Below are 20,127 nucleotides of genomic sequence, written 5' to 3'. Positions count from 1 at the left end.
TGACACTTACTCGGGTTGGACTTTCACCAACTAGCAATTAACGGCTTGCTGGGCACGCACAAATGAAAGAGCACCTGAAAATCAGGTGCCCTCCTAAATTACACTTCCTTATTCTTTTTTCTGCCCATTTTCCGAATTGCCTCATATACAATCGGAACAATGAGCAGCGTAAGAAATGTTGAGCTTGTTAAACCGCCGATAACGGTTACCCCCAAGCCCTTTGAGATCAGTCCGCTTCCTTCCATTCCGACTGCAAGAGGAAGAAGAGCTCCAATCGTTGCGATCGCCGTCATTAAAATTGGGCGGAGACGGGTTGTACCGGCCTCAAGAATCGCATCCCTTGTTGTTAATCCTTCATTCTCTTTATGGATAACACGGTCGATTAACACGATCGCATTGGTCACAACAATTCCGATCAGCATTAATGCGCCAATCATCGCGGAAACACTTATTGTTTCGCCGCTGACCAACAAACCGAGAAGCGCGCCGATAATCGTGAATGGCAGCGAGAATAGAATCGCAAATGGTGCGAGACCTCCGCCAAAGGTAATAACCAGAACTAAATACACGATTGCAATTGCGGCGAGCATTGCCAGTCCGAGCTGCGAGAATGTTTCGTTGATATCTTCGGTAACGCCGCCCATATTTATTTCTGCGTTGGCAGGAAGCTCAAGCTTGTCGACCTTGCTCTGGACATCTGCAGACGCCTGCGCTACATCATCCGTTCCCAGTTCAGCACTAACCTGGACATAGATTCGGCCGTCCCTCCTTGTCACTGTATCCGACGTGTTTCCTTCTTGAATTTCGACTACTTCACTAACCGCAACATCTGTTCCAAGCGGGGACTGTACCGTCTTGCCTGTTAACTCTTCAACAGTGCTGAGGCTGTCCTCTTCCTCATGGACGTATACATTCAGCTCTTTGCCATCACTTTCAACCTTTGTCAAAACCGGCTGTTCCTGATTCTGGCTCAATGCCATTCCTACCTGGGCGGCCGTCAGACCGAGCTTGCTCAGCTTTTCTTGGTTAACGACCAATGTATACTCTTCATATGTTTCTGAAATACTTGAATCAATATTTTTCAAATCTTTATTTTCAGCCATAATATCCTGGATATCGGCGACAACAGGTTCGATGTCCTCGAGGCTTTCACCATATACAAATAAGACGATTTCATTGCTTCCGGCACTTGCTGAAAAGTTTTGTGAAGCCCATTCTCCTGCATTGTCCCTATCTTGCAGTTTCGCAATAACGGCTTCTTTTTCCGCTTCAAAATTTTCGGTATCATTGTTGTATTCCACAAAGAACATGGCGCTGCTCGTGTCGCCGGGGTTCATTGGGTTTTCGCCACCGAGGGAAAACTGAACTGTCTTAACCCCGTCTCTGTCCTGGAAAAATTCCTCTGCTTCCAATGTGAGATTTTCAACTTCTTCAAAAGTTTCACCCGGGGCAGGATTGTATGTGGCAATGATCATTTTTTGTTCTTCCTCTGGAAGGAAGCTGACGCCAATGACCGGCACGAGGAACAAGCTTCCGACCAGCATCAATACCGCGATGCCAGACGTGATCCATTTATGATTCAAGGCCCATTCAAGAATTCTCCGGTAAGTGCCGGCAAGCCTCCCCGGTTTTTCCGCATGCTGGTGGGCTTTTTCATTGATGCCTTTTTTAAATAACGAGTGGGCCATCATCGGCACAATTGTAACGGCGACAAGCAAGGATGCCAGCAAAGCGAAGACAATCGTCAACGCAAATGGCATAAACAATTCGCCAACCATTCCGTTTACTAACGCCAACGGAAAGAAGACAGCGATTGTGACGATCGTGGACGACATGATCGGCATGAACATTTCTTTTGTCGCGTCCCTGACCAATTCTTTCCCTTTCAGCTTTTCACCTTTTAAAGACATCCTGCGGTATATGTTTTCAATTACAACGATTGAATCATCGACAACGCGGCCGATCGCAACAGTCATCGCACCAAGCGTCATCATATTAAGGGTGATATCGAGCTGGTTTAATAATAGAATTGCAATCAATAATGACAACGGAATCGAGATAACAGAGATAAGCGTCGATTTGATATCCCTTAAAAACAACAGGATGATCAAGATTGCAAAGGCTGCACCTGTTATCGCCTTGCTAAGCATCGTTTGTACAGAATCCTCAATTGGAGTAGCCTGGTCAAACGTTGTGACAATCTCAAGACCGTCAATGTCTTCTTCAAATTCTTTGATCGCTTCTTTTACATTGTTAGCGACTGTTACGGTATTCGCGTCGCTTGCCTTGACAATCTGCAGGCCGATCGCTTCTTTGCCGTTTGTTCTGGAGATCGATTCTGCTTCCCCAACTACATTAATCTCAGCAATTTCCCCAAGCTTTATAGTTGGAAGTTCAAGTGCTTGCTGTGCACCTGGTTGCATCTGTTCTGTATTGCTTGGCTGGGCATCCATTCCAATGCCAGCTCCGCTGCCAGACTGTGCGGGTGACTGCTGTCCGGCTCCAGTGCCAGGCTGCATTCCCGTTCCATCGCCAGGTTGTCCCGGCGCCTGGCCGGATTCGCCGCCTTGCGGCATTCCTGCTCCGTTACCGGCTGGAATGAGCGGGATCTCGATTGCTTTTAAATCTTCAATTGTCGTAATATTCCCATCTACTACAACCGATTTCTGTGAATCTTCAAAGTTATAAAGTCCTAATGGAAAAGTAACATTTGAGCCTTGGATAACGCTTTGTACGGTTTGCTGATCGAGTCCGTACTCAGCCATTTTTTCCTCATTAAAATCGAGCTGGACCTCTTCTACTTGCTGACCTGATACTTGGACCATTGAAACACCGTCAAGACCTTGCAACGCAGGAACAATTTCGTCCTCAATCGTTGTTGTCAGTTCAGTTAATGTTTGCTTTTCATTTGCAGCACTAATCGCCACTATCGGAAATGCATTAAAGTTAATTCTCATAACCTCGGGATCATTTACCCCATCAGGCAATGAAAGGCTTTCAAGAACATCTTTGACTTCCTGTTCAGCCTCATCCATATCCTTTTCAAATTGATATTCCACCTGCACAGAGGAGGCATTTTGAAAGGAGGTCGAGCTAACCACGTTTACTCCATTTAAGTTTTGAATCGCCTTCTCAATCGGTTCTGATACATGATCCGCCACATCTTCAGGAGTTGCACCTGGATAAACAGTCGTGATACTGACCATCGGCATTGTGATATTCGGGATCGTTTCAAGCTTCATATTAAGCCCCGAATAAAGTCCGGCCACTGTGATGATAATGGTTAACAGCCAGACGGCAAACTTATTTTTCAACGAAAAATTAATAATCTTGTTCATTGTTTCCTCCCCATTTTACACTCTCTCTTGACCGACCGGTCATAATCATTAATAATATATATGACCAGTCAGTCACAAGTCAATAAAAAATTCCCTTCAAAAAAGCTGGTGCACAATAACCATACCTTTACAGCACTCCCGTTAACATGTTCTTCAGCTTTATTTTTAAGTACGACTTAAGACTGAAAAATTTAATTCAATCGATCCTTATTTGCAGCGGTTACTATAAAGGTTTGGGTTTGGTGAAGCCACATATAGCAAAAATGAGATTATTCATGGAAGTGTAACTTTATATTCCGGGAATAAACGGTCATAATTTAAATAGACGAAGATTTGAAGCGGGTGAGATGGATGAAAGAAAAAAAAGTACTCATTATTGAATCAGCCATAAAACTATTTGCCTCTAAAGGATTTGATGCTACCTCCATCCAGGAGATTGCCAATGAATGCGGAATTTCCAAAGGAGCCTTCTATCTCTATTTCAAATCAAAAGAAGCTTTGCTTTTGGCTATTTTTGAATATTATTACGAAAGAATTCAAACACGGATCCAGCAAATTGAGGCAGAAAACCTGCCGCCGCGCGAAAAGTTTCTTGCGCAGGTGATCACCAATTATGATGAAATCATCCAGCATAAAGAGTTCATCATCATGCAGGCAAGAGAGCAGGCTATTCCCTTCAATGATTCCATTGCCGAATTCATCCAAAAAATGAGGCTTGAAGCGAGCAAGTTCTTTAAAGAGTCTTTGCTTGCAATTTATGGGGAAAAAGCAGCCCCTCATGTATGGGATTTAACTGTCATGCTAAAAAGCATTTTTCATTCCTATTTTGAAATTATTGTGTTTGATAAAGCGGAGATCGATTTAAATGCGCTGGCGCAATATATAATGAACAGAGCTGACAATCTTGTTGAAGGGCTCGCTCAATCCGGTGAAATGCCAATCCTGCCTCCGACACTTGTCGAAGAAAAGCTTATGGGTGATACTTTTATTGGCAAAAAGCTAAATAAATCCGAACTTATTAGAAAAATCAGCGAAACGAAGCAGAAGCTGGATAAATCAGAAGATCTATATATCACGCTTGATGTGCTTGAATCAGAAATACGGTCTGATTCCCCAAGAATGCCTGTTATTAAAGGCATGCTTGCCAATCTTAAAAATGAAAACGGAACAAAAGAACTCGAGGATTTGATTAATAAGTTCTTTCAATTTAAATAATCACTGAAAAAACCATGCCAAATTAGCATGGTTTTTATGTATGATTCATTGGTTTTATAGATTTATCTTAAAAATTCGTCTGAGGAATTCATTTGATAGTCATTACAATGACTCAAATTAAAATTCCTATCATAATATATAATGTTGTTCCGGCTTACTAGATTGATATATTTCCCATTTTACCCTGATTTACTGGAAAACTCCATTTTCAAGCGGGGTCTTTCAATCCAAAATCGCTATTTATAATTATTATAAAAAAGTATTGATTTTTTATTGAAAAGTGTTATCATTCTAGTTAGCAATATAAAAATCTTTAAGAGGTGATTTGATGAATAATAATAAAAAGCTTACGACTAGCTGGGGTGCGCCAGTTGGCGACAATCAAAACTCCATGACAGCCGGTTCCCGTGGACCAACGTTGATTCAAGATGTTCATCTCTTGGAAAAACTGGCACACTTCAACAGAGAACGTGTTCCTGAGCGTGTTGTCCATGCTAAAGGTGCTGGAGCCCACGGTTACCTTGAAGTAACAAACGATGTTTCAAAATATACAAAAGCTGACTTCCTGTCAGAAGTAGGCAAACGCACACCTATGTTTATTCGTTTCTCTACTGTTGCCGGTGAACTCGGTTCTGCTGATACTGTTCGTGACCCGCGTGGATTTGCAGTGAAGTTTTATACAGAAGAAGGAAACTATGATCTAGTTGGAAACAACACACCTGTTTTCTTCATTCGTGATGCAATTAAATTCCCTGACTTTATCCATACACAAAAGCGCCACCCGCAAACACACTTAAAAAACCCGAATGCAGTATGGGATTTCTGGGGATTATCACCTGAGTCTACACATCAAGTAACAATCCTGATGTCTGACCGCGGTATCCCGGCAACTTTCCGCCATATGCACGGTTTCGGCAGCCACACATTCAAATGGGTGAATGCTGAAGGACAAGGCGTTTGGGTGAAATACCACTTTAAAACTGAACAAGGTGTTAAAAACCTGGATACAGACCTTGCTGCCAAGCTTGCTGGTGAAAATCCGGATTATCATACTGAAGATCTGTTTAACGCAATTGAAAAAGGCGACTTCCCTGCTTGGAAGCTTTATGTACAAATCATGCCTTTAGAAGATGCAAATACTTATCGTTTTGATCCATTCGATGTCACAAAAGTATGGTCTCAAAAAGATTACCCTCTAATCGAAGTTGGCCGCATGGTTCTAAACCGCAACCCTGAGAACTATTTTGCAGAGGTTGAACAAGCAACATTCTCACCTGGAACATTTGTCCCTGGTATCGAAGCTTCACCGGATAAAATGCTGCAAGGCCGTTTGTTTGCTTACCATGATGCCCACCGCTACCGTGTTGGAGCGAACCACCAGGCACTGCCGATCAACCGTGCAAAAAATGAAGTGAACAACTATCAGCGTGACGGTCAAATGCGCTTCGATAACAACGGTGGCGGCTCTGTTTATTACGAGCCAAACAGCTATGCCGGACCAACAGAATCAGCTGAAGATAAGCAAACTCCATATGCGGTTTCAGGAGAAGCTGACAGCGTAGCTTATGATCACAATGATCATTACACTCAAGCCGGTGACCTGTACCGTTTGATGAGTGAAGATGAGCGCACACGTTTAGTTGCCAACATCGTTGGTGCAATGAAGCCGGTAGAAAGCGATGATATTAAGCGACGCGCAACCATGAACTTCTATAAGGCGGATGCAGAGTACGGCACACGTATTGCAGAAGGACTCGGAATCTCTTTACTTGAAGAAGTAAAATAATTACTTAGTTTTTCCATTTCTATTCTCAACTTAATTCTCATTTTCTCAATTAATAGGTATCCATTTGTTTATGAATGGATACCTATTCTTAAAATAAAAAGCAAAGAGGATGTTAATCGTGGAAGAAGATCATGTGACAGAACTAATTCCCTATTTAAAAGAACGCGGTTTACGCATAACACCTCAAAGAATATTACTCTTAAAAACGATACTTTCATTAAATAATCACCCCACTGTTGAGGATATTCACCGGGAACTTCCTTTTATAAGCCTGGCGACTATTTACAACAATGTGAAACTGTTTGTACATTTAAACATTTTAAAAGAACTGCCGTATGGCAATGGATTGAGCAGATTTGAACTGGCGAATACTGACCATTACCATGTAATATGCGAAGCATGCGGAATGATTGTGGACTTTAATTATCCGAAGCTAAAAGAGATTGAGGACGCAGCATCAAAATTAACGCATTACGCGATTCACTTGCATGAATTGGAAATTTACGGTCTATGCACGGCTTGCCAGAAATCCAGGCAAGCATAATTGAAAATTATAAAGGGAAACAGTTACTAAAAGGAGGAAAAACAATGAGCCCGCAAAAAATATTGTGCCCAAAATGCCAATCAGAAATTAAATACTTGAAGCACAGTATCCTATGTCAATGTGGAATTAAGTTGAAAGGCATTAAAACAAAGTTTTGAGTATTATCAATAACTCCAGAAAAAAAACTCATCGCAGTAAATTAACCATGGGGATTAACCATTTTTATGTCCTAAAAGAGTTATAAAAGTTCCAGATGCTACTTCTATATGTCTAATTTCCTTGAATCCAAATAATTTGTACAAGTTCTTTGCCGGGAATCAGATAATTTATGATTTCTGCTTCATTTTTCATGCTGGAATTTGTATATTAAGTATTCTTCTAGCTATTTCTTCATTATCAACAATCATTCCCTCTGTCCGATTGTTTTAAATAATTCCTCATCTTTCCCTGTTCCGGAAAACAGCTAATGAAAGGCGAAAATCCTTGCATCATTAAATAGAACAGCAAAGCTGAATCAGGAATACAAAAACCCGGACTCCGCCTTTTCGGATTTCCTCGATAACTCTTCATATACATTATGCTCAACTACTCTGTATAGATGCCATAGCCTGTTTTAAGGTTCCAAGTATTCGAATCTCTTTAAAGTCGATGCGAAGACTTATCACAGCTTGGGCCAGTTCTGGCCGCAGCCCTGTAAAGGTGGGTCTGACCCCTACCAGCCAGCATTTAATTTTTCTAAAATTTTGAAAATTTATTACGATTTTTCTTTTTTCTTATAAGGATTTCTGTTAAAGTTATTCTAATAGGATCATTTTTTTGAGGTCCATAATTGCCGGAAAGGGGATGTATAAAAATGAATTCATCAACGATTAATAGACTGCTTCAGGAGCTCCAGAAAACTCCCTTCATTGAATCGAATGTTTCCCACAGGATTACAAATGACTCTGAACAAGTGGTTTCCTTAACATATTGTAGTGAAATGGAGCGTTTTAAGTTACATGACATTCAGGAAAACAAAATTCACCAATTTGCCGACCTTGAAGATACAGCTGCTTACTTAAACCGATTTATTAATCAATAAGCATGGAAGCTGCTGATTCAAGTGATTTCGGATTGGAATAACGGCCAGCTTCATTCTAATCCTGAAATGATCTAAAAAAAGTAAATGAGCCCGCTAATACCTAAGCAAATCATTCCAATGAGACCCGCGTATATGCCCACTTTAGTTCTTACCTTTCTTTGCTCCGTTGTTTCTGAATAATAATTCGCTCTTTGCTGTTGCCCGTCAATCCATGCCCCCATACAAATTCCTGAAATCATAATTCCAACTATCCCAACGATAAGAAAAAGTTTCATCATCCCTGCATTCGCCCTCTCTAAGGCTTAATTAATATTTCCAGTCTTCATTGTTGAATATATTTAACCCGATCAGGTTTGCTGTCACTGGCTCTTTGCCTATTTCTCGTGCCCATACTGACATCTGACCGATATGGTGACTCTCATGCGTAAAAATCATTCAGTTCACATTGAGACTTTTATGCTGTGACAACATATACGAGGATTTCTTTGCCCCATTTGTGCATTTTCTTTTCTTTTTTCATGCCGATTCGTTCAGCAACACGAATAGAAGGAATATTATTGATACCGATTAAAGAAATGAGTTTTCGAAGCCTCAATTGGTCAAATCCATATGTTTTACAAGCTGAGGCTGCTTCTGTAGCATATCCATTTCCCCAATGGCGCCGGGCAAACAAATAGCCAATTTCCATCTCAATTGTCCCGTCTATGTCCTGGGGAACAATACCACACTGTCCGAGGAACTCCCCTGTTTCTTTATGTTCTACTATCCAGAGACCTGTTCCATGAATCGAATAATTGCTTAATGTCCATTCGATCCACTCCATCGTTGCCTTTTCGTCTTTTGTAGAAGGATAAAATTTCATCGCTTCCGGGTCCGCAAAGATTTCCATTAGGTTTTGAACATCTTCTTTATTCATTTTCCGCAAGCTCAATCTTTCTGTACTCAAGATCATAAGGTTCCTCTTCCCCAACGTAGGAATTTTTTGGAATATTCATATTTTAATGATAACTAAAAATTTCTGTTTCTACAAGCGCACTCCTGATAAAAAGTATTAAGACTGATTGAAAAATATTTTTCCTTGTTGACATATTTGTATATACAGGATAAAATGAAAACGCAACCAAATACTTGTATATACAGGATTCATATTTTTGTAAACGCACACATTATCCTGTACGTATAAGGGTATGAAAATTTAAAAGAAAGAATTGGAGTGATTCCAATTCAACAGGGGGAAGAAAAATGAGTAAGTTCACAGATCCTGCAAAGGATTTATTGGAATACATTGGCGGTAAAGAAAACGTTGCAGCCGTTACCCATTGTGCGACGAGAATGCGCTTTGTATTAAATGATCCAGCTAAAGCTGATGTAAGTCAGATTGAGTCTATAAAGCTTGTAAAAGGAACTTTTACACAAGCAGGACAATTCCAGGTCATTATCGGCAATGAAGTTCCATCCTTCTACAATGAATTTACTAAACTAGCAGGTATTGATGGTACTTCAAAAGATGAGGCAAAGGTTGCTGCCAAGCAAAATATGAGCGTTATCCAAAGAATGATTGCCCATCTTGCTGATATTTTTACTCCGTTAATTCCCGCTCTTGTCGTCGGTGGTTTAATCCTCGGCTTCAGGAATGTTATCGGAGACATTAAATTGCTTGAAGATGGTACAAAATCAATTGTTGAAGTATCCCAGTTCTGGGCTGGCGTGCATGCTTTTTTATGGCTGATTGGTGAAGCGGTATTCCACTTCCTTCCTGTCGGAATCACATGGTCGATTACAAAGAAAATGGGTACATCGCAAATACTTGGTATTGTCCTTGGTATCACACTCGTATCTCCACAGTTGCTTAATGCTTATGGAGTTGCCGGTGCTGACACAATACCAACATGGAATTTTGGCTTTGCCGAAATTGAAATGATTGGTTATCAGGCTCAGGTCATTCCAGCGATTCTTGCCGGATTTTTGCTAGCCCTTTTAGAACGCAAGCTTCGTGAATTTGTTCCAAATTCAATATCAATGATCGTTGTACCATTCTTTGCACTTATTCCAACTGTCTTAATTGCTCATACTGTCCTCGGTCCAATCGGCTGGACAATGGGTAGTTTCATCTCAGATGTGGTGTATTCAAGCTTAACATCTGCATTTGGCTGGTTGTTTGCCGCAATCTTTGGCTTTGCTTATGCACCGCTTGTTATTACAGGATTGCATCATATGACAAATGCGATTGACCTTCAATTAATGAGCGAATTTGGCGGAACAAACCTGTGGCCAATGATAGCCTTATCAAATATTGCTCAAGGTTCAGCTGTTCTAGCGATGATTTATATTAACAGAAAAAATGAAGAAGAAAAACAAGTGTCGATTCCGGCTGCGATTTCATGTTACCTCGGCGTAACAGAACCAGCGATGTTCGGGATCAATCTAAAATACGGCTTCCCATTCCTTGCAGCGATGATTGGATCTCTGTTCGCAGGTGTCGTATCAGTAGGCAGCAACGTTATGGCTAACTCAATCGGTGTTGGCGGTCTTCCGGGAATCTTATCTATCCAAGCTGGACACTGGCTCATGTTTGCAGTAGCCACGTTAGTAGCAATTGTTGTTCCTATCATCTTGACAATTGTTTTTGCTAATACAAGAATGAATAAATTTTCTTTTAATAGAAAGTAAGTGGACCGAAAAGGGAGGGAGAAGAAGTTTCTCCCTCGCTTTACTTTTCAGGTGAAATGTCATATTAAAAAAAGAATATGGTATGATTACTGATGGGGATTTTGTGAAGCTGACGTTGTGTGGAACTTTTAAAAAACAGCAATCCTCCTAGCAAGTTCATCTTCAAATAATCCCGATTTACAAGAAATATTTATTTAATAAACTGATTGGGGATCCTTTATGACTAACAAGTATCTAACAATCTATAGCAGCATTGTCGAACAAATTAAAAACGGGGAGATTCCGGCTAATACCCTTCTCCCCTCTGAACATGAATTAAAAGATCAATATGATACATCAAGGGAAACGATTAGAAAAGCATTGAACCTGCTTTCACAGAACGGGTATATTCAAAAAGTCCGTGGAAAAGGGTCGATTGTCATTGACATCAACAAGTTTGATTTCCCCGTTTCCGGTCTGATCAGCTTTAAAGAACTGGCAGATAAAATGGAGAACAAACCAAGTACGATTGTCCATGAACTTGCCTTAATCAAGCCTGACAACTATATTAAGCAACAACTTCATTTATCAAGCAAAGAACAGGTCTGGAAGATTGTCAGAACTAGGGAAATGGGCGGCGAGAAAATTATTTTGGATAAAGATTATATATCTAAAAAACACGTTCCTTCTTTGACAGAGGATATTTGCGCCGACTCGATTTACGATTATCTAGAAAATGAATTGAACTTAACGATCAGTTTCGCCAAAAAAGAAATCGTCGTTGTCGAACCTACCATTGAAGACCGAAAACTGTTGGACCTCGACGGATATCATAATGTTGTTGTCATTAAAAACTTTGTGTATTTGGATGACGCGAGCCTTTTTCAATATACAGAATCAAGGCACCGGCCGGACAAATTCCGATTTGTTGACTTTGCAAGAAGAACACATTTATGAAAAAATGGTGACCTCAATAAAATATTGTGGTCACCATTGTAATAATTATAACGCTGCCGCAAGCTGTTTCTCTTCTGTCTTTGGTCGAACTGCGTCTCTTCCTACTGAATAATACTCAACATTGTATTTTTCCACTTCTTCAAGTGCATAACAATTGCGTCCGTCAAAAATGACTGGTTCTTCATGGAACAGACTTGTCAGAATTAATGCTTTTTGGACAACTTCTTTCCAGTCAGTCAAAATAAACACGATATCTGAATGTTTAATCGCATCCTCGATTGTTTCTGTGTAGACTACGCCTTCTGGCAGCACCTTTTTAGCATTTTCTATCGCAATCGGGTCGTACCCAATCACCTCTGCACTTTCATTCATTAATTTTTCCGCTAAAGCTATTGACGCTGCTTCCCGAATATCGTCAGTTTCTGGCTTAAAGCTCAGCCCAAGAAAAGCGACCCGCTTCCCTGCAAGAGAGCCAAATCTCTCTTTTGCTTTTTCGTATAAAAGGTATTTTTGAGAATCATTGATTTGAATCACTGATTTCAATAAATGAAAGTCATGGTCTGATTCCTCTGATATTTTTACAAGCGCGTGAGTATCCTTCGGAAAACACGATCCCCCATATCCGATGCCAGCCTGAAGAAATTTAGCTCCGATTCTGTCATCCTTGCCAATCCCTTCAGCGACCTCTTCAATATTTGCCCCTACTTTTTCTGATAGATTGGCAATTTCATTAATAAACGAGATTTTAGTCGCAAGAAAAGCATTTGCAGCATATTTAATCATTTCCGCGCTAGAAATGCTTGTTTTCAATACAGGGATCTGCAATGGCTGATACAAGGCTTCTAACGTATCAGCTGTTGCTTCATTATCCGAACCGATCACAATTCGATCACCATGAAATGTGTCCGATACAGCTGATCCCTCTCTTAAAAACTCAGGGTTTGAAGCAAAATTTACTGTGATATTAGCGCGCAGATGTTTTAAGACCAGTTCCTTTATTTTATAATTCGTCCCTATTGGCACAGTGCTTTTTGTGACAAGAATAGTATTTCGGTTGATATGGGACGCAATATCTTTTGCTGCCTGAAAAATATAAGTTAAATCAGCGGAACCGTCTACGTTTTGCGGTGTTCCTACAGCTATGTAAACGACTTCGGCATCAGCGAGTCCTTCACTATGGGACATTGTAAAATGAAGCCGTCCATTTTCAATGTTGGTCTTCATTAATTCTTCTAAGCCGGGTTCATAAATGGGAGATTCTGCTTTTTTCAGCATTTCTATTTTATGCGGATTGATGTCAATGCAAGTTACATCATGGCCAATCTCAGATAAGCAAACACCTGTAACCAAGCCTACATACCCTGTTCCCAAGATTGATACTTTCATATTAGTTTCCCTCCTATAGACGATTAATGGACGAGCTTTTCGTTGCCAACAAGTTCATTCAAATATGTTTTCACCTGTTGATTAAGGTCCTCTCTTTCAAGAGAAAAATCAATGGTCGCTTTAACAAAACCAAATTTATCCCCAACATCGTATCGCTTGCCATCGAAGTCATAAGCAAGTACATTTTCGTTTTCATTTAGCTTTTGAATTGCATCTGTCAGCTGAATCTCTCCACCGGAACCCGGTGGCAGTGTTTCGAGAATCGTAAAGATTTCTGGTGTTAAGATATACCGTCCCATGATCGCGTAATTAGAAGGTGCGATTTCAATGCGCGGCTTTTCGACAACGGATGCCAGTGGGATGATTCCATCATCAGGATTTTTATTTCCTAACGGAGCGATAATACCGTACTTGGAAACATCCTTTGGGTCGACTTCTTGCACGCCGATAACCGAATTCTGGTGTTTATCAAAAACATCGATCAGCTGCTGAAGGCATGGTGTTTCACAACGGACAATATCGTCCCCCAATAAAACCGCAAACGGTTCATTACCTATAAAGCTTGCCGCACAATGAATAGCATGCCCCAACCCTTTTGGCTCTTTTTGGCGAATATAATGGATATTGGCCAGGTTTGAAATACTTTGGATTTCAGAAAGCTTGTCGTACTTCTCTTTTTTATAGAGTGTCTCTTCCAACTCATAAGCTTTATCAAAATGATCTTCGATGGCCCGTTTACCGCGACCGCTAATAATCAGAATATCTTCGATACCTGAGTTGATTGCTTCCTCCACAATATACTGAATTGTTGGCTTATCAACGATCGGAAGCATTTCTTTTGGCTGGGCCTTTGTCGCCGGTAAAAATCTTGTACCCAACCCTGCAGCTGGAATAATCGCTTTACGAACCTTCATAGAAACAACTCCTCCTTCTAAAATAAGCTTTTAAGAATGATGTGAAAGGCCTATATTTTCAATCGAGCCGATCAATTGTTCATTTTATCCTCTTGTTCCCCATGAAGTGGAACGTAAAGTCAGCAATGCCCAGAAACGGAGCGGGCATAACAGGATTAAAAACAAGATGCCGTAAACTGGTGCAAGCAGGAAGGTTAATGGCCTTTTGTATGCATAAAACACGTTCCTTGCATAGGCGGATATCGTTACATACGCCAGATAGTAAATCAGCATAATCCAACCCATCGTTGCTGAAGTAATATAAACGGCCATCATTAATGACACTCCGAAAGCGAGCCATAAGAACATTTCAAGCATGACCCAGACAAAAACATTTGGCTTTTTGAAACCGATTTTCAATGCTACTAAGCTTTCTCTAAAGAAAGATTTGTTCCAGCGCGACTGTTGTTTCAGCAGCGTATATAGGGATGTCGGCGCATCCGTGATGCAGCGAGCTGTTGATTGATAGATGGTTTTCCCTTCGCGAATGGCATAGTTTGTTAAGCACCGGTCATCGCCAAGCTGCACCTGTTGGCCCAAAAATGTTTGTGTACCATAATGTTCCAAGTTTGACATGATAATATTACGTTTATATGCACTAAGAGGACCGCTGCAGACCAAAACATTTCCTGTCACAGAATGTGCTGCCCGCTCAACACGGAACGCATTGTCATATCTCATATCGATCAGTCTTGTTAATAGATTATCGGTCCTGTTCCGGATATTTACATGTCCGGTTGTGGCCGCAACCTCTGAATCATTGAAAGGCTTTAACAATTCGCGAACCGCGTTGGAAAAAACGGTACAATCCGAGTCAACCGTAACAAAAACGTCACCAGTCGCTCGTTCAAACGCCCAGATTTGCGCATGTCTCTTTCCTTTATTTTGCGGCAGACGATGGACAATCAATTCAGGCAGCCTCGCAGGATCGATGCCTTCGATTGCTGTCATATTTGCATGAAGGGTCTCTTTAAGTTTAAGAGAAGCCTCATAAGCTGATATATCTTTGCTTCCATCATCGATCACAAAGATTTCGTGAATCGGGTAATCCTGCTTTAAAATACTTTTGATCGTACCAAGAACCGCCTCAGGCTCTTCATTATAAGAAGGGATTACAACCGACACCTTTAAGTCGGGAGGGTCGAGGTCGAAAGTTTTGTATTTAAATGACAGAATCATTTTTCCTAACAAATAAGCAATCATCACTGAACCGTAAAGGCCAATCGTTAAATTTAATTGATCTGATGCAGTCCAGTTCACATAGAAAAGCGCAGCTACAGTGAAAATGAAAAGCGTGATGACAAACGTTTTCTCCTTCAATGAGAATTTTTTATCTGTTGTAATCTGCTGGATTTCGGCTGCTGATAAATCTTGTACAACCTTTGACATTGTAACTCTCCTCTCGCTATTAAATTTTCAATCTCCCCTGCTCTCGGCAGGCAACTTCAAAACTAGATTAATAACGACAGCGTTTTTTAGCAATCCGACGTTTTTCACCGTTAAGAAAACCCTTCTTTTTAACCACGGTGTATTAATACTGTTGATCTTACCTGATTGGAAGCGGAAACATTTTGTTATTTAACTTAGCTATTATTTTTGTAACATAACTTTAATGTTTAAAATTGTATTTCCTATATATTCCTATATCCCTGTTTGTAAGGTTTGCTTTATTAAGGTGAAGTGGTGCATAATAATTTTTACATTTCATTTACATTTTCTCATTTTGACATTTTTAAAAAAGTTATAAAAAATTTTTTCTTTTGAAATTCTCTACTCAGATCGGTAAAAACGATATAAATCGCCTCAAAAATAAACGATATTGATTAGATATTGTAATAAACTGGAACTGTTTATAGGAATAATTCCTTATAAAGCCCCTATTCTTTTTATAAAACATTATGCTTTTAATGATAGATAATAGGATTCTTATGAAATTATCCTCATATAAGAATACATATACGAGTACTGACGAATTTGCTTACTTAAAAGTAACGTGTTATTACAAATACTATAAGAATGTTTACTAAGGAGTTCTGGTATCATGATAGAATTGCAAAACGTTTCAAAAGTATATGGGAATGGAGATGACCAGTTCTGGGCCTTGAAGGATGTTTGCCTTTCGATTAATAAGGGGGAGTTTGTCGCGGTCATCGGTAAATCAGGCAGCGGGAAGTCAACTTTATTACATGTACTATCGGGTATCGATACTCCTACAGAAGGAACTATTAGCATTGCAGGAAAAACGATTTCGAGCTTTCCTGAAAAATGGCTGACGAAGTGGCGAAGCCGGGAAACGGGGATTGTCTTTCAATCTTTCTTCCTGCTTCAGACTCTTACACTCTTTGAAAATGTCATGCTTCCAATGGAGTTTTCCCGCTCCCTGAGCCGAAAAAAAAGAAAAGAACGGGCACTGAAGCTTCTCGAAAGTGTTGGACTTTTACAAAAAGCTTACCTTTTTCCTGATTCTGTATCAGGCGGAGAAAAGCAAAGATGTGCAATAGCCAGGGCTTTAGCCAATGACCCTCCTCTAATCGTCGCTGATGAGCCGACTGGAAACCTGGATTCTGAGAATGCTGAGCATATCTTCTCCCTTTTTAAAAATCTATCAGAACAAGGCAAAACAATTGTGATGGTCACCCACGATCATGATTTCTCCCATAGGGTATCCCGCTCCTTTATTGTAAAGGATGGATATGTTTCCGAAGATCATATCGTTGACAAAAAAGTTGGTCAGGCATGAATGCTGTTTACATGCGGAAAGCCTGGAGAGATATAAGAAACAGCAGAGCCCGTATTTTCTTCATTATTATTTCTATATCAATCTGCTTAAGTACAGTAGCGACTCTCCTTAATACGAAAGAGCTGTTTAGCAGGACAGTGGCCGATACAGACAGACAGCAGGATTCCGTCATATCTTTGTACACAAACGTATTTCAACAAGAACTTCCCGATTTAACAAAGATAGATGGAATTAACGATGCTGAAGCACGCTTTAAGTCGAGGGTCCGCCTTGAAATCAACGGATCTCTAAGGAATTTTGAGTTAATAGCTTTACCAGGAAACAATCATACACCCGGGATTTTTTTAGAGAAAACGACGATGGACTTTTATGATCTAGAAAAAGGGGATATCGTTCCGGTCAAATTGCCGGAAAACAAGGAAGCGAATCTGCCAGTGGCAGGAGAAATAACCGATTATACTTTTATTCCAACCAAGTTCAGCGGGTTTGGACGCGCTTTTTTATCCCCTGCGTCTCTGGAGACACTGGATTTGTCTTCTGACAAAAACGTCATTCAAATTACTGTTAAATCAGGGGATGATCAACAAAACGGCTCAGCCATTATTGAAAATACTAAGAAACTATTAAACTCGCAAGGCATTACCGTATATCGCAGTGAATTTACGAAACAGTCATTACTGCTTAGAGAACAGATGACGGACACGGTATTCAGTCTGTTGATCATCCTCGGGGTACTGGCACTGATCTTGGGAATCATCCTAGTGGTTCACTTTTTCTATCGCCTGACAACGGAGAAGATCCATGACATGAGCATTTTAAAGGTCCTGGGTGCAGAGAGAAAGCATTTGTGGAATGAATACATTGTTACCTTAGGATTTATGGGGTCAAGCATTTTTTTATTGACGATCCTACCCAGTGCTGGATTCTCCTATTATTTTTCGGAATATCTTATTAAATCCCTAAACATCGGAGAATTTGAATTTTATTATTCAACGGATATCCTGGTTCTTATCGTTGTTCTCGCGTTTTTAATTCCATTTGTATCTGCTTTTGTACCAATATACATCGTTCTTAGAATTCCAATTATCCAAGGATTACTATATGGCAGCAAAGAATTTCGCAAAAAAGGGGGAAGAAAAGCTACGGGTTTTCGCTTCTTCTGTCTATCGGTACGGAACGCTGTCAGTAGAAAGGTTCAGCTTTTGACTAATATTCTGATCCTTGCTTTCGGAGGGGCTATTATCATTTCCTGCATGGCCCTGAATAATTCGATGGTAAGCACACTCAAAGAAATCCAGAGCTTTTGGCAGCACGATGCGGAATGGAGTATAAGAACAAATTTAAGCAGCGAGCAGGTTACTGAGCTGGTCAATCAAACAGATGGAGTCCTTCAAGCTGAAAGTTGGACAGGCAGAAATGCAGAAGCGATTCTCCCTAATAAAACTACGGCAAGCAGCACTCTTTTGCTTGCGGTTCCAAGAGAGAGCAATATGCTAACCCCGGCAGTAACGAAAGGATTATGGCTAAGTAGCTTGCCCAAAAACCATATTGTTGTGAACAAGGACTTTCAAACAATGGCAGGAAACATTCAACCCGGTAGCCGGATTTCATTAAAGATAGGAAATCAAGTCAAAAATTGGACAGTTGGCGGTATCGTGAAGAGCCATTTAAATGGTCCTGCTATTTATATCGGCGCCGGCGATTATCATGATTGGATAAGTGAACAGCAGCCTAACAAGGTGATGGTAAAAATGAATTCCCATGGAAACTCCAAAACGATCAGCAATATTGAACAGCAGTTTAGTGATCATCACATTGCCATTGAATCGTTTGATACCGTTAATCACATGAACAAAAGACCACATGAGATTATTTCGCTTGTCGTCTATTCACTTTTATTTACGGGCATTCTTTTCACGGCGGTTGGAATAATGAATTTAATTACGGTTATGAGTGGAAATGTTCTTGAAAGAAAACAAGAGATCGGGATCATTCGTGCTATCGGGGGTTCCGACTTGAAAATCTTCCAACTGTTTATAGGTGAAGGACTTTTCATTGCTATCATCTCCTGGTTCATTTCCGTTGCATTATCGTATCCGATCCAAAAAATCTTAAATAAAAGTATTGGGGAATCGCTGATTCATTCCCAGCTGCAATCGCAATTTTCGCCGTGGGGGTTTGGCTTATGGCTTGCACTCTCTTTATGTCTGGGTGTGATAGCCAGTGTCGTTCCAGCACAAAAAGCGGCACGACTGCCAGTCAAAGAACTTATTACCGAGAAACTTGGAGGGGGACAATGAAAAAGATACTGTTTTTACCTCTATTTAAAATGGAATCTGGACATCATAAGGTTTCATCAGCACTGATCGATTCCTTTACGGAGGAATATCCGTCAATACAATGCAAAAAGGTCGATTTTCTAAGCTTTATGAGCCCAGCGCTTGAAAAAGGAATTTCTCACCTCTATCTGAACTGGATTAAAAAAGCGCCTGCTTTTTACAGCAGATTTTACAAAGGCTTCTTTAGCCAAAATTCAAAACTTATTCAGAGAGTTTATGAATCGTTCTGTTTAGAAAAGATGGAGGAGCTTTTGTTGAGGGAACAGCCGGATCTGATTGTGTGCACGCACAGCTTTTCGTCCTTTCTAGTAGGCAAGCTCAAGAAATACGGAGTCATCTCAACACCTGTAATCAATATTTATACTGATTTTTTTATAAATAGCTTGTGGGATTTAAATGAAACGGACTGGCACCTCGTCCCTTCACGCCATATAAAAACTAAATTTGAGGAATCGGGGATACCATCAGAAAAAATTAAAATTACGGGAATCCTCGTCAATAACGAGATTAAATCGAGGAGTAAGAGAAAAGCATTTAATGAGCAGCTTTGTATTTTGATCGCTGGGGGAAATCTTGGGTTATTAAACATGTCAAAGTTTGACTCGTATTCTGCTGAGTACAGGGTTTTATGCGGAACAAACTTACCCCTTTATAGAAGCCTAAAAAAGCAAAAAAACCCTGACGTTACACCCTATTCTTACATTACAAACAGTGCAAAAATGAATGAATTATATGATTGGGCAGACGTGATCGTCACTAAGCCAGGCGGTGTAACAATCAGCGAAGCGTTGCGAAAACGGCTTCCTATTTTTCTGCACAGTGTACTGCCCGGGCAGGAGGAAAAAAACGTCGAATATTTAAAAGCAAATGACCTGGTTTTTCTTTTTGATACTAATTTGCCAATGGAAGAGCAAATTTTTACCTTCCTGCAAAATCAGCCTGCCGTGTTTAAAAAACATAAAGCTACACAAGCGTATTTAAGCGAGCTGGAATTAAGCACAACTGCTGAAGTTTGCCATTTTATCGAAAAAACGATCTTGAATGAAGACAAACCGGGACACATTACGTATATAGATACCGTATTTTATCAGCTCTATGGTAATATTGAGAACTAATTTTTAAAGATATGGAAGAATATA

General features: G+C 40.3%; 15 protein-coding genes and 1 pseudogene. 9 read left to right on the top strand and 7 right to left on the bottom strand.

Translation table 11 applies throughout. The features are described from left to right. Window positions 1-98: 98 nt before the first annotated feature. The gene (locus CVD23_RS19055; protein WP_101666859.1) at window positions 99-3,338 is read right to left on the bottom strand and encodes an efflux RND transporter permease subunit; all 3,240 of its coding nucleotides are present in this window, start codon (window positions 3,336-3,338) and stop codon (window positions 99-101) included. 351 nt (window positions 3,339-3,689) lie between these two features. On the opposite strand from CVD23_RS19055, the gene CVD23_RS19050 reads away from it, so the two are divergent. From CVD23_RS19050 to CVD23_RS19035, 4 genes are all read left to right on the top strand, one after another. Next, entirely contained in the window at window positions 3,690-4,553 is an 864-nt protein-coding gene (locus CVD23_RS19050; RefSeq protein ID WP_101666858.1) for a TetR/AcrR family transcriptional regulator, read from the top strand. A 328-nt stretch (window positions 4,554-4,881) separates the two neighbouring features. Then, window positions 4,882-6,339: a catalase KatA gene (katA, locus tag CVD23_RS19045; protein ID WP_101666857.1), complete on the top strand. Its 1,458-nt coding sequence runs from the start codon at window positions 4,882-4,884 to the stop codon at window positions 6,337-6,339. Between the two features lie 109 nt (window positions 6,340-6,448). Then, entirely contained in the window at window positions 6,449-6,883 is a 435-nt protein-coding gene (locus CVD23_RS19040; RefSeq protein ID WP_101576999.1) for a Fur family transcriptional regulator, read from the top strand. An 853-nt stretch (window positions 6,884-7,736) separates the two neighbouring features. Further along, window positions 7,737-7,964, top strand: a complete 228-nt coding sequence (locus CVD23_RS19035) for a hypothetical protein (protein WP_101666856.1) — start codon at window positions 7,737-7,739, stop codon at window positions 7,962-7,964. A 71-nt stretch (window positions 7,965-8,035) separates the two neighbouring features. Here the strand turns inward: CVD23_RS19035 and CVD23_RS19030 are convergent, their stop codons facing one another. From CVD23_RS19030 to CVD23_RS19020, 3 genes and pseudogenes are all read right to left on the bottom strand, one after another. After that, window positions 8,036-8,242, bottom strand: a complete 207-nt coding sequence (locus CVD23_RS19030) for a DUF5316 family protein (protein ID WP_101666855.1) — start codon at window positions 8,240-8,242, stop codon at window positions 8,036-8,038. Between the two features lie 28 nt (window positions 8,243-8,270). After that, window positions 8,271-8,396: pseudogene (locus tag CVD23_RS19025) on the bottom strand (DinB family protein); the annotation flags it as partial. Window positions 8,397-8,418: 22 nt separating this feature from the next. Next, complete coding sequence (locus CVD23_RS19020) at window positions 8,419-8,916, bottom strand: GNAT family N-acetyltransferase (protein ID WP_101666854.1); 498 nt, start codon at window positions 8,914-8,916, stop codon at window positions 8,419-8,421. 290 nt (window positions 8,917-9,206) lie between these two features. On the opposite strand from CVD23_RS19020, the gene treP reads away from it, so the two are divergent. Together treP and treR are read left to right on the top strand one after the other, a co-directional pair. After that, window positions 9,207-10,634 (top strand): PTS system trehalose-specific EIIBC component, encoded by a 1,428-nt coding sequence (gene treP, locus CVD23_RS19015; protein WP_101666853.1) that lies wholly within the window; start codon window positions 9,207-9,209, stop codon window positions 10,632-10,634. A gap of 219 nt (window positions 10,635-10,853) precedes the next feature. After that, window positions 10,854-11,570 carry a trehalose operon repressor gene (gene treR / locus CVD23_RS19010; protein ID WP_101666852.1) on the top strand — a complete coding sequence of 239 codons (717 nt, stop codon included), beginning with the start codon at window positions 10,854-10,856 and terminating at the stop codon, window positions 11,568-11,570. Between the two features lie 45 nt (window positions 11,571-11,615). On the opposite strand, the gene CVD23_RS19005 is transcribed toward treR, so the two are convergent. From CVD23_RS19005 to CVD23_RS18995, 3 genes are all read right to left on the bottom strand, one after another. After that, the gene (locus CVD23_RS19005; RefSeq protein ID WP_101577007.1) at window positions 11,616-12,956 is read right to left on the bottom strand and encodes a UDP-glucose dehydrogenase family protein; all 1,341 of its coding nucleotides are present in this window, start codon (window positions 12,954-12,956) and stop codon (window positions 11,616-11,618) included. A gap of 23 nt (window positions 12,957-12,979) precedes the next feature. After that, complete coding sequence (gene galU / locus CVD23_RS19000) at window positions 12,980-13,870, bottom strand: UTP--glucose-1-phosphate uridylyltransferase GalU (protein ID WP_101577008.1); 891 nt, start codon at window positions 13,868-13,870, stop codon at window positions 12,980-12,982. 84 nt (window positions 13,871-13,954) lie between these two features. After that, entirely contained in the window at window positions 13,955-15,298 is a 1,344-nt protein-coding gene (locus tag CVD23_RS18995) for a glycosyltransferase family 2 protein (protein WP_101577009.1), read from the bottom strand. A 652-nt stretch (window positions 15,299-15,950) separates the two neighbouring features. On the opposite strand from CVD23_RS18995, the gene CVD23_RS18990 reads away from it, so the two are divergent. From CVD23_RS18990 to CVD23_RS18980, 3 genes are read left to right on the top strand one after another with little or no spacing between them, the layout of a single operon-like run. Further along, entirely contained in the window at window positions 15,951-16,649 is a 699-nt protein-coding gene (locus tag CVD23_RS18990; protein ID WP_101577010.1) for an ABC transporter ATP-binding protein, read from the top strand. Beyond that, on the top strand, window positions 16,646-18,949 hold the full coding sequence (locus CVD23_RS18985; protein WP_101666851.1) for an ABC transporter permease: 2,304 nt from the start codon (window positions 16,646-16,648) through the stop codon (window positions 18,947-18,949). Before CVD23_RS18990 ends, CVD23_RS18985 begins: the two co-directional genes overlap by 4 nt. Next, window positions 18,946-20,103 carry an MGDG synthase family glycosyltransferase gene (locus CVD23_RS18980; protein ID WP_180955730.1) on the top strand — a complete coding sequence of 386 codons (1,158 nt, stop codon included), beginning with the start codon at window positions 18,946-18,948 and terminating at the stop codon, window positions 20,101-20,103. Before CVD23_RS18985 ends, CVD23_RS18980 begins: the two co-directional genes overlap by 4 nt. The last annotated feature ends 24 nt before the right edge of the window (window positions 20,104-20,127 follow it).

The organism is Bacillus sp. V33-4 (genome assembly GCF_002860225.1).
Classification (GTDB): Bacteria; Bacillota; Bacilli; order Bacillales; family Cytobacillaceae; genus Bacillus_BJ; species Bacillus_BJ canaveralius.
This window is presented reverse-complemented; position numbering and strand designations above follow the sequence as displayed.

Excerpts from the sequence above, each read along its gene's own strand:
- CVD23_RS19055 (WP_101666859.1), bottom strand. The coding sequence starts at position 3,338 with ATGAACAAGATTATTAATTTTTCGTTGAAAAATAAGTTTGCCGTCTGG.
- CVD23_RS19050 (WP_101666858.1), top strand. The coding sequence starts at position 3,690 with ATGAAAGAAAAAAAAGTACTCATTATTGAATCAGCCATAAAACTATTT.
- katA (WP_101666857.1), top strand. The coding sequence starts at position 4,882 with ATGAATAATAATAAAAAGCTTACGACTAGCTGGGGTGCGCCAGTTGGC.
- CVD23_RS19040 (WP_101576999.1), top strand. The coding sequence starts at position 6,449 with ATGTTAATCGTGGAAGAAGATCATGTGACAGAACTAATTCCCTATTTA.
- CVD23_RS19035 (WP_101666856.1), top strand. The coding sequence starts at position 7,737 with ATGAATTCATCAACGATTAATAGACTGCTTCAGGAGCTCCAGAAAACT.
- CVD23_RS19030 (WP_101666855.1), bottom strand. The coding sequence starts at position 8,242 with ATGATGAAACTTTTTCTTATCGTTGGGATAGTTGGAATTATGATTTCA.
- CVD23_RS19020 (WP_101666854.1), bottom strand. The coding sequence starts at position 8,916 with ATGATCTTGAGTACAGAAAGATTGAGCTTGCGGAAAATGAATAAAGAA.
- treP (WP_101666853.1), top strand. The coding sequence starts at position 9,207 with ATGAGTAAGTTCACAGATCCTGCAAAGGATTTATTGGAATACATTGGC.
- treR (WP_101666852.1), top strand. The coding sequence starts at position 10,854 with ATGACTAACAAGTATCTAACAATCTATAGCAGCATTGTCGAACAAATT.
- CVD23_RS19005 (WP_101577007.1), bottom strand. The coding sequence starts at position 12,956 with ATGAAAGTATCAATCTTGGGAACAGGGTATGTAGGCTTGGTTACAGGT.
- galU (WP_101577008.1), bottom strand. The coding sequence starts at position 13,870 with ATGAAGGTTCGTAAAGCGATTATTCCAGCTGCAGGGTTGGGTACAAGA.
- CVD23_RS18995 (WP_101577009.1), bottom strand. The coding sequence starts at position 15,298 with ATGTCAAAGGTTGTACAAGATTTATCAGCAGCCGAAATCCAGCAGATT.
- CVD23_RS18990 (WP_101577010.1), top strand. The coding sequence starts at position 15,951 with ATGATAGAATTGCAAAACGTTTCAAAAGTATATGGGAATGGAGATGAC.
- CVD23_RS18985 (WP_101666851.1), top strand. The coding sequence starts at position 16,646 with ATGAATGCTGTTTACATGCGGAAAGCCTGGAGAGATATAAGAAACAGC.
- CVD23_RS18980 (WP_180955730.1), top strand. The coding sequence starts at position 18,946 with ATGAAAAAGATACTGTTTTTACCTCTATTTAAAATGGAATCTGGACAT.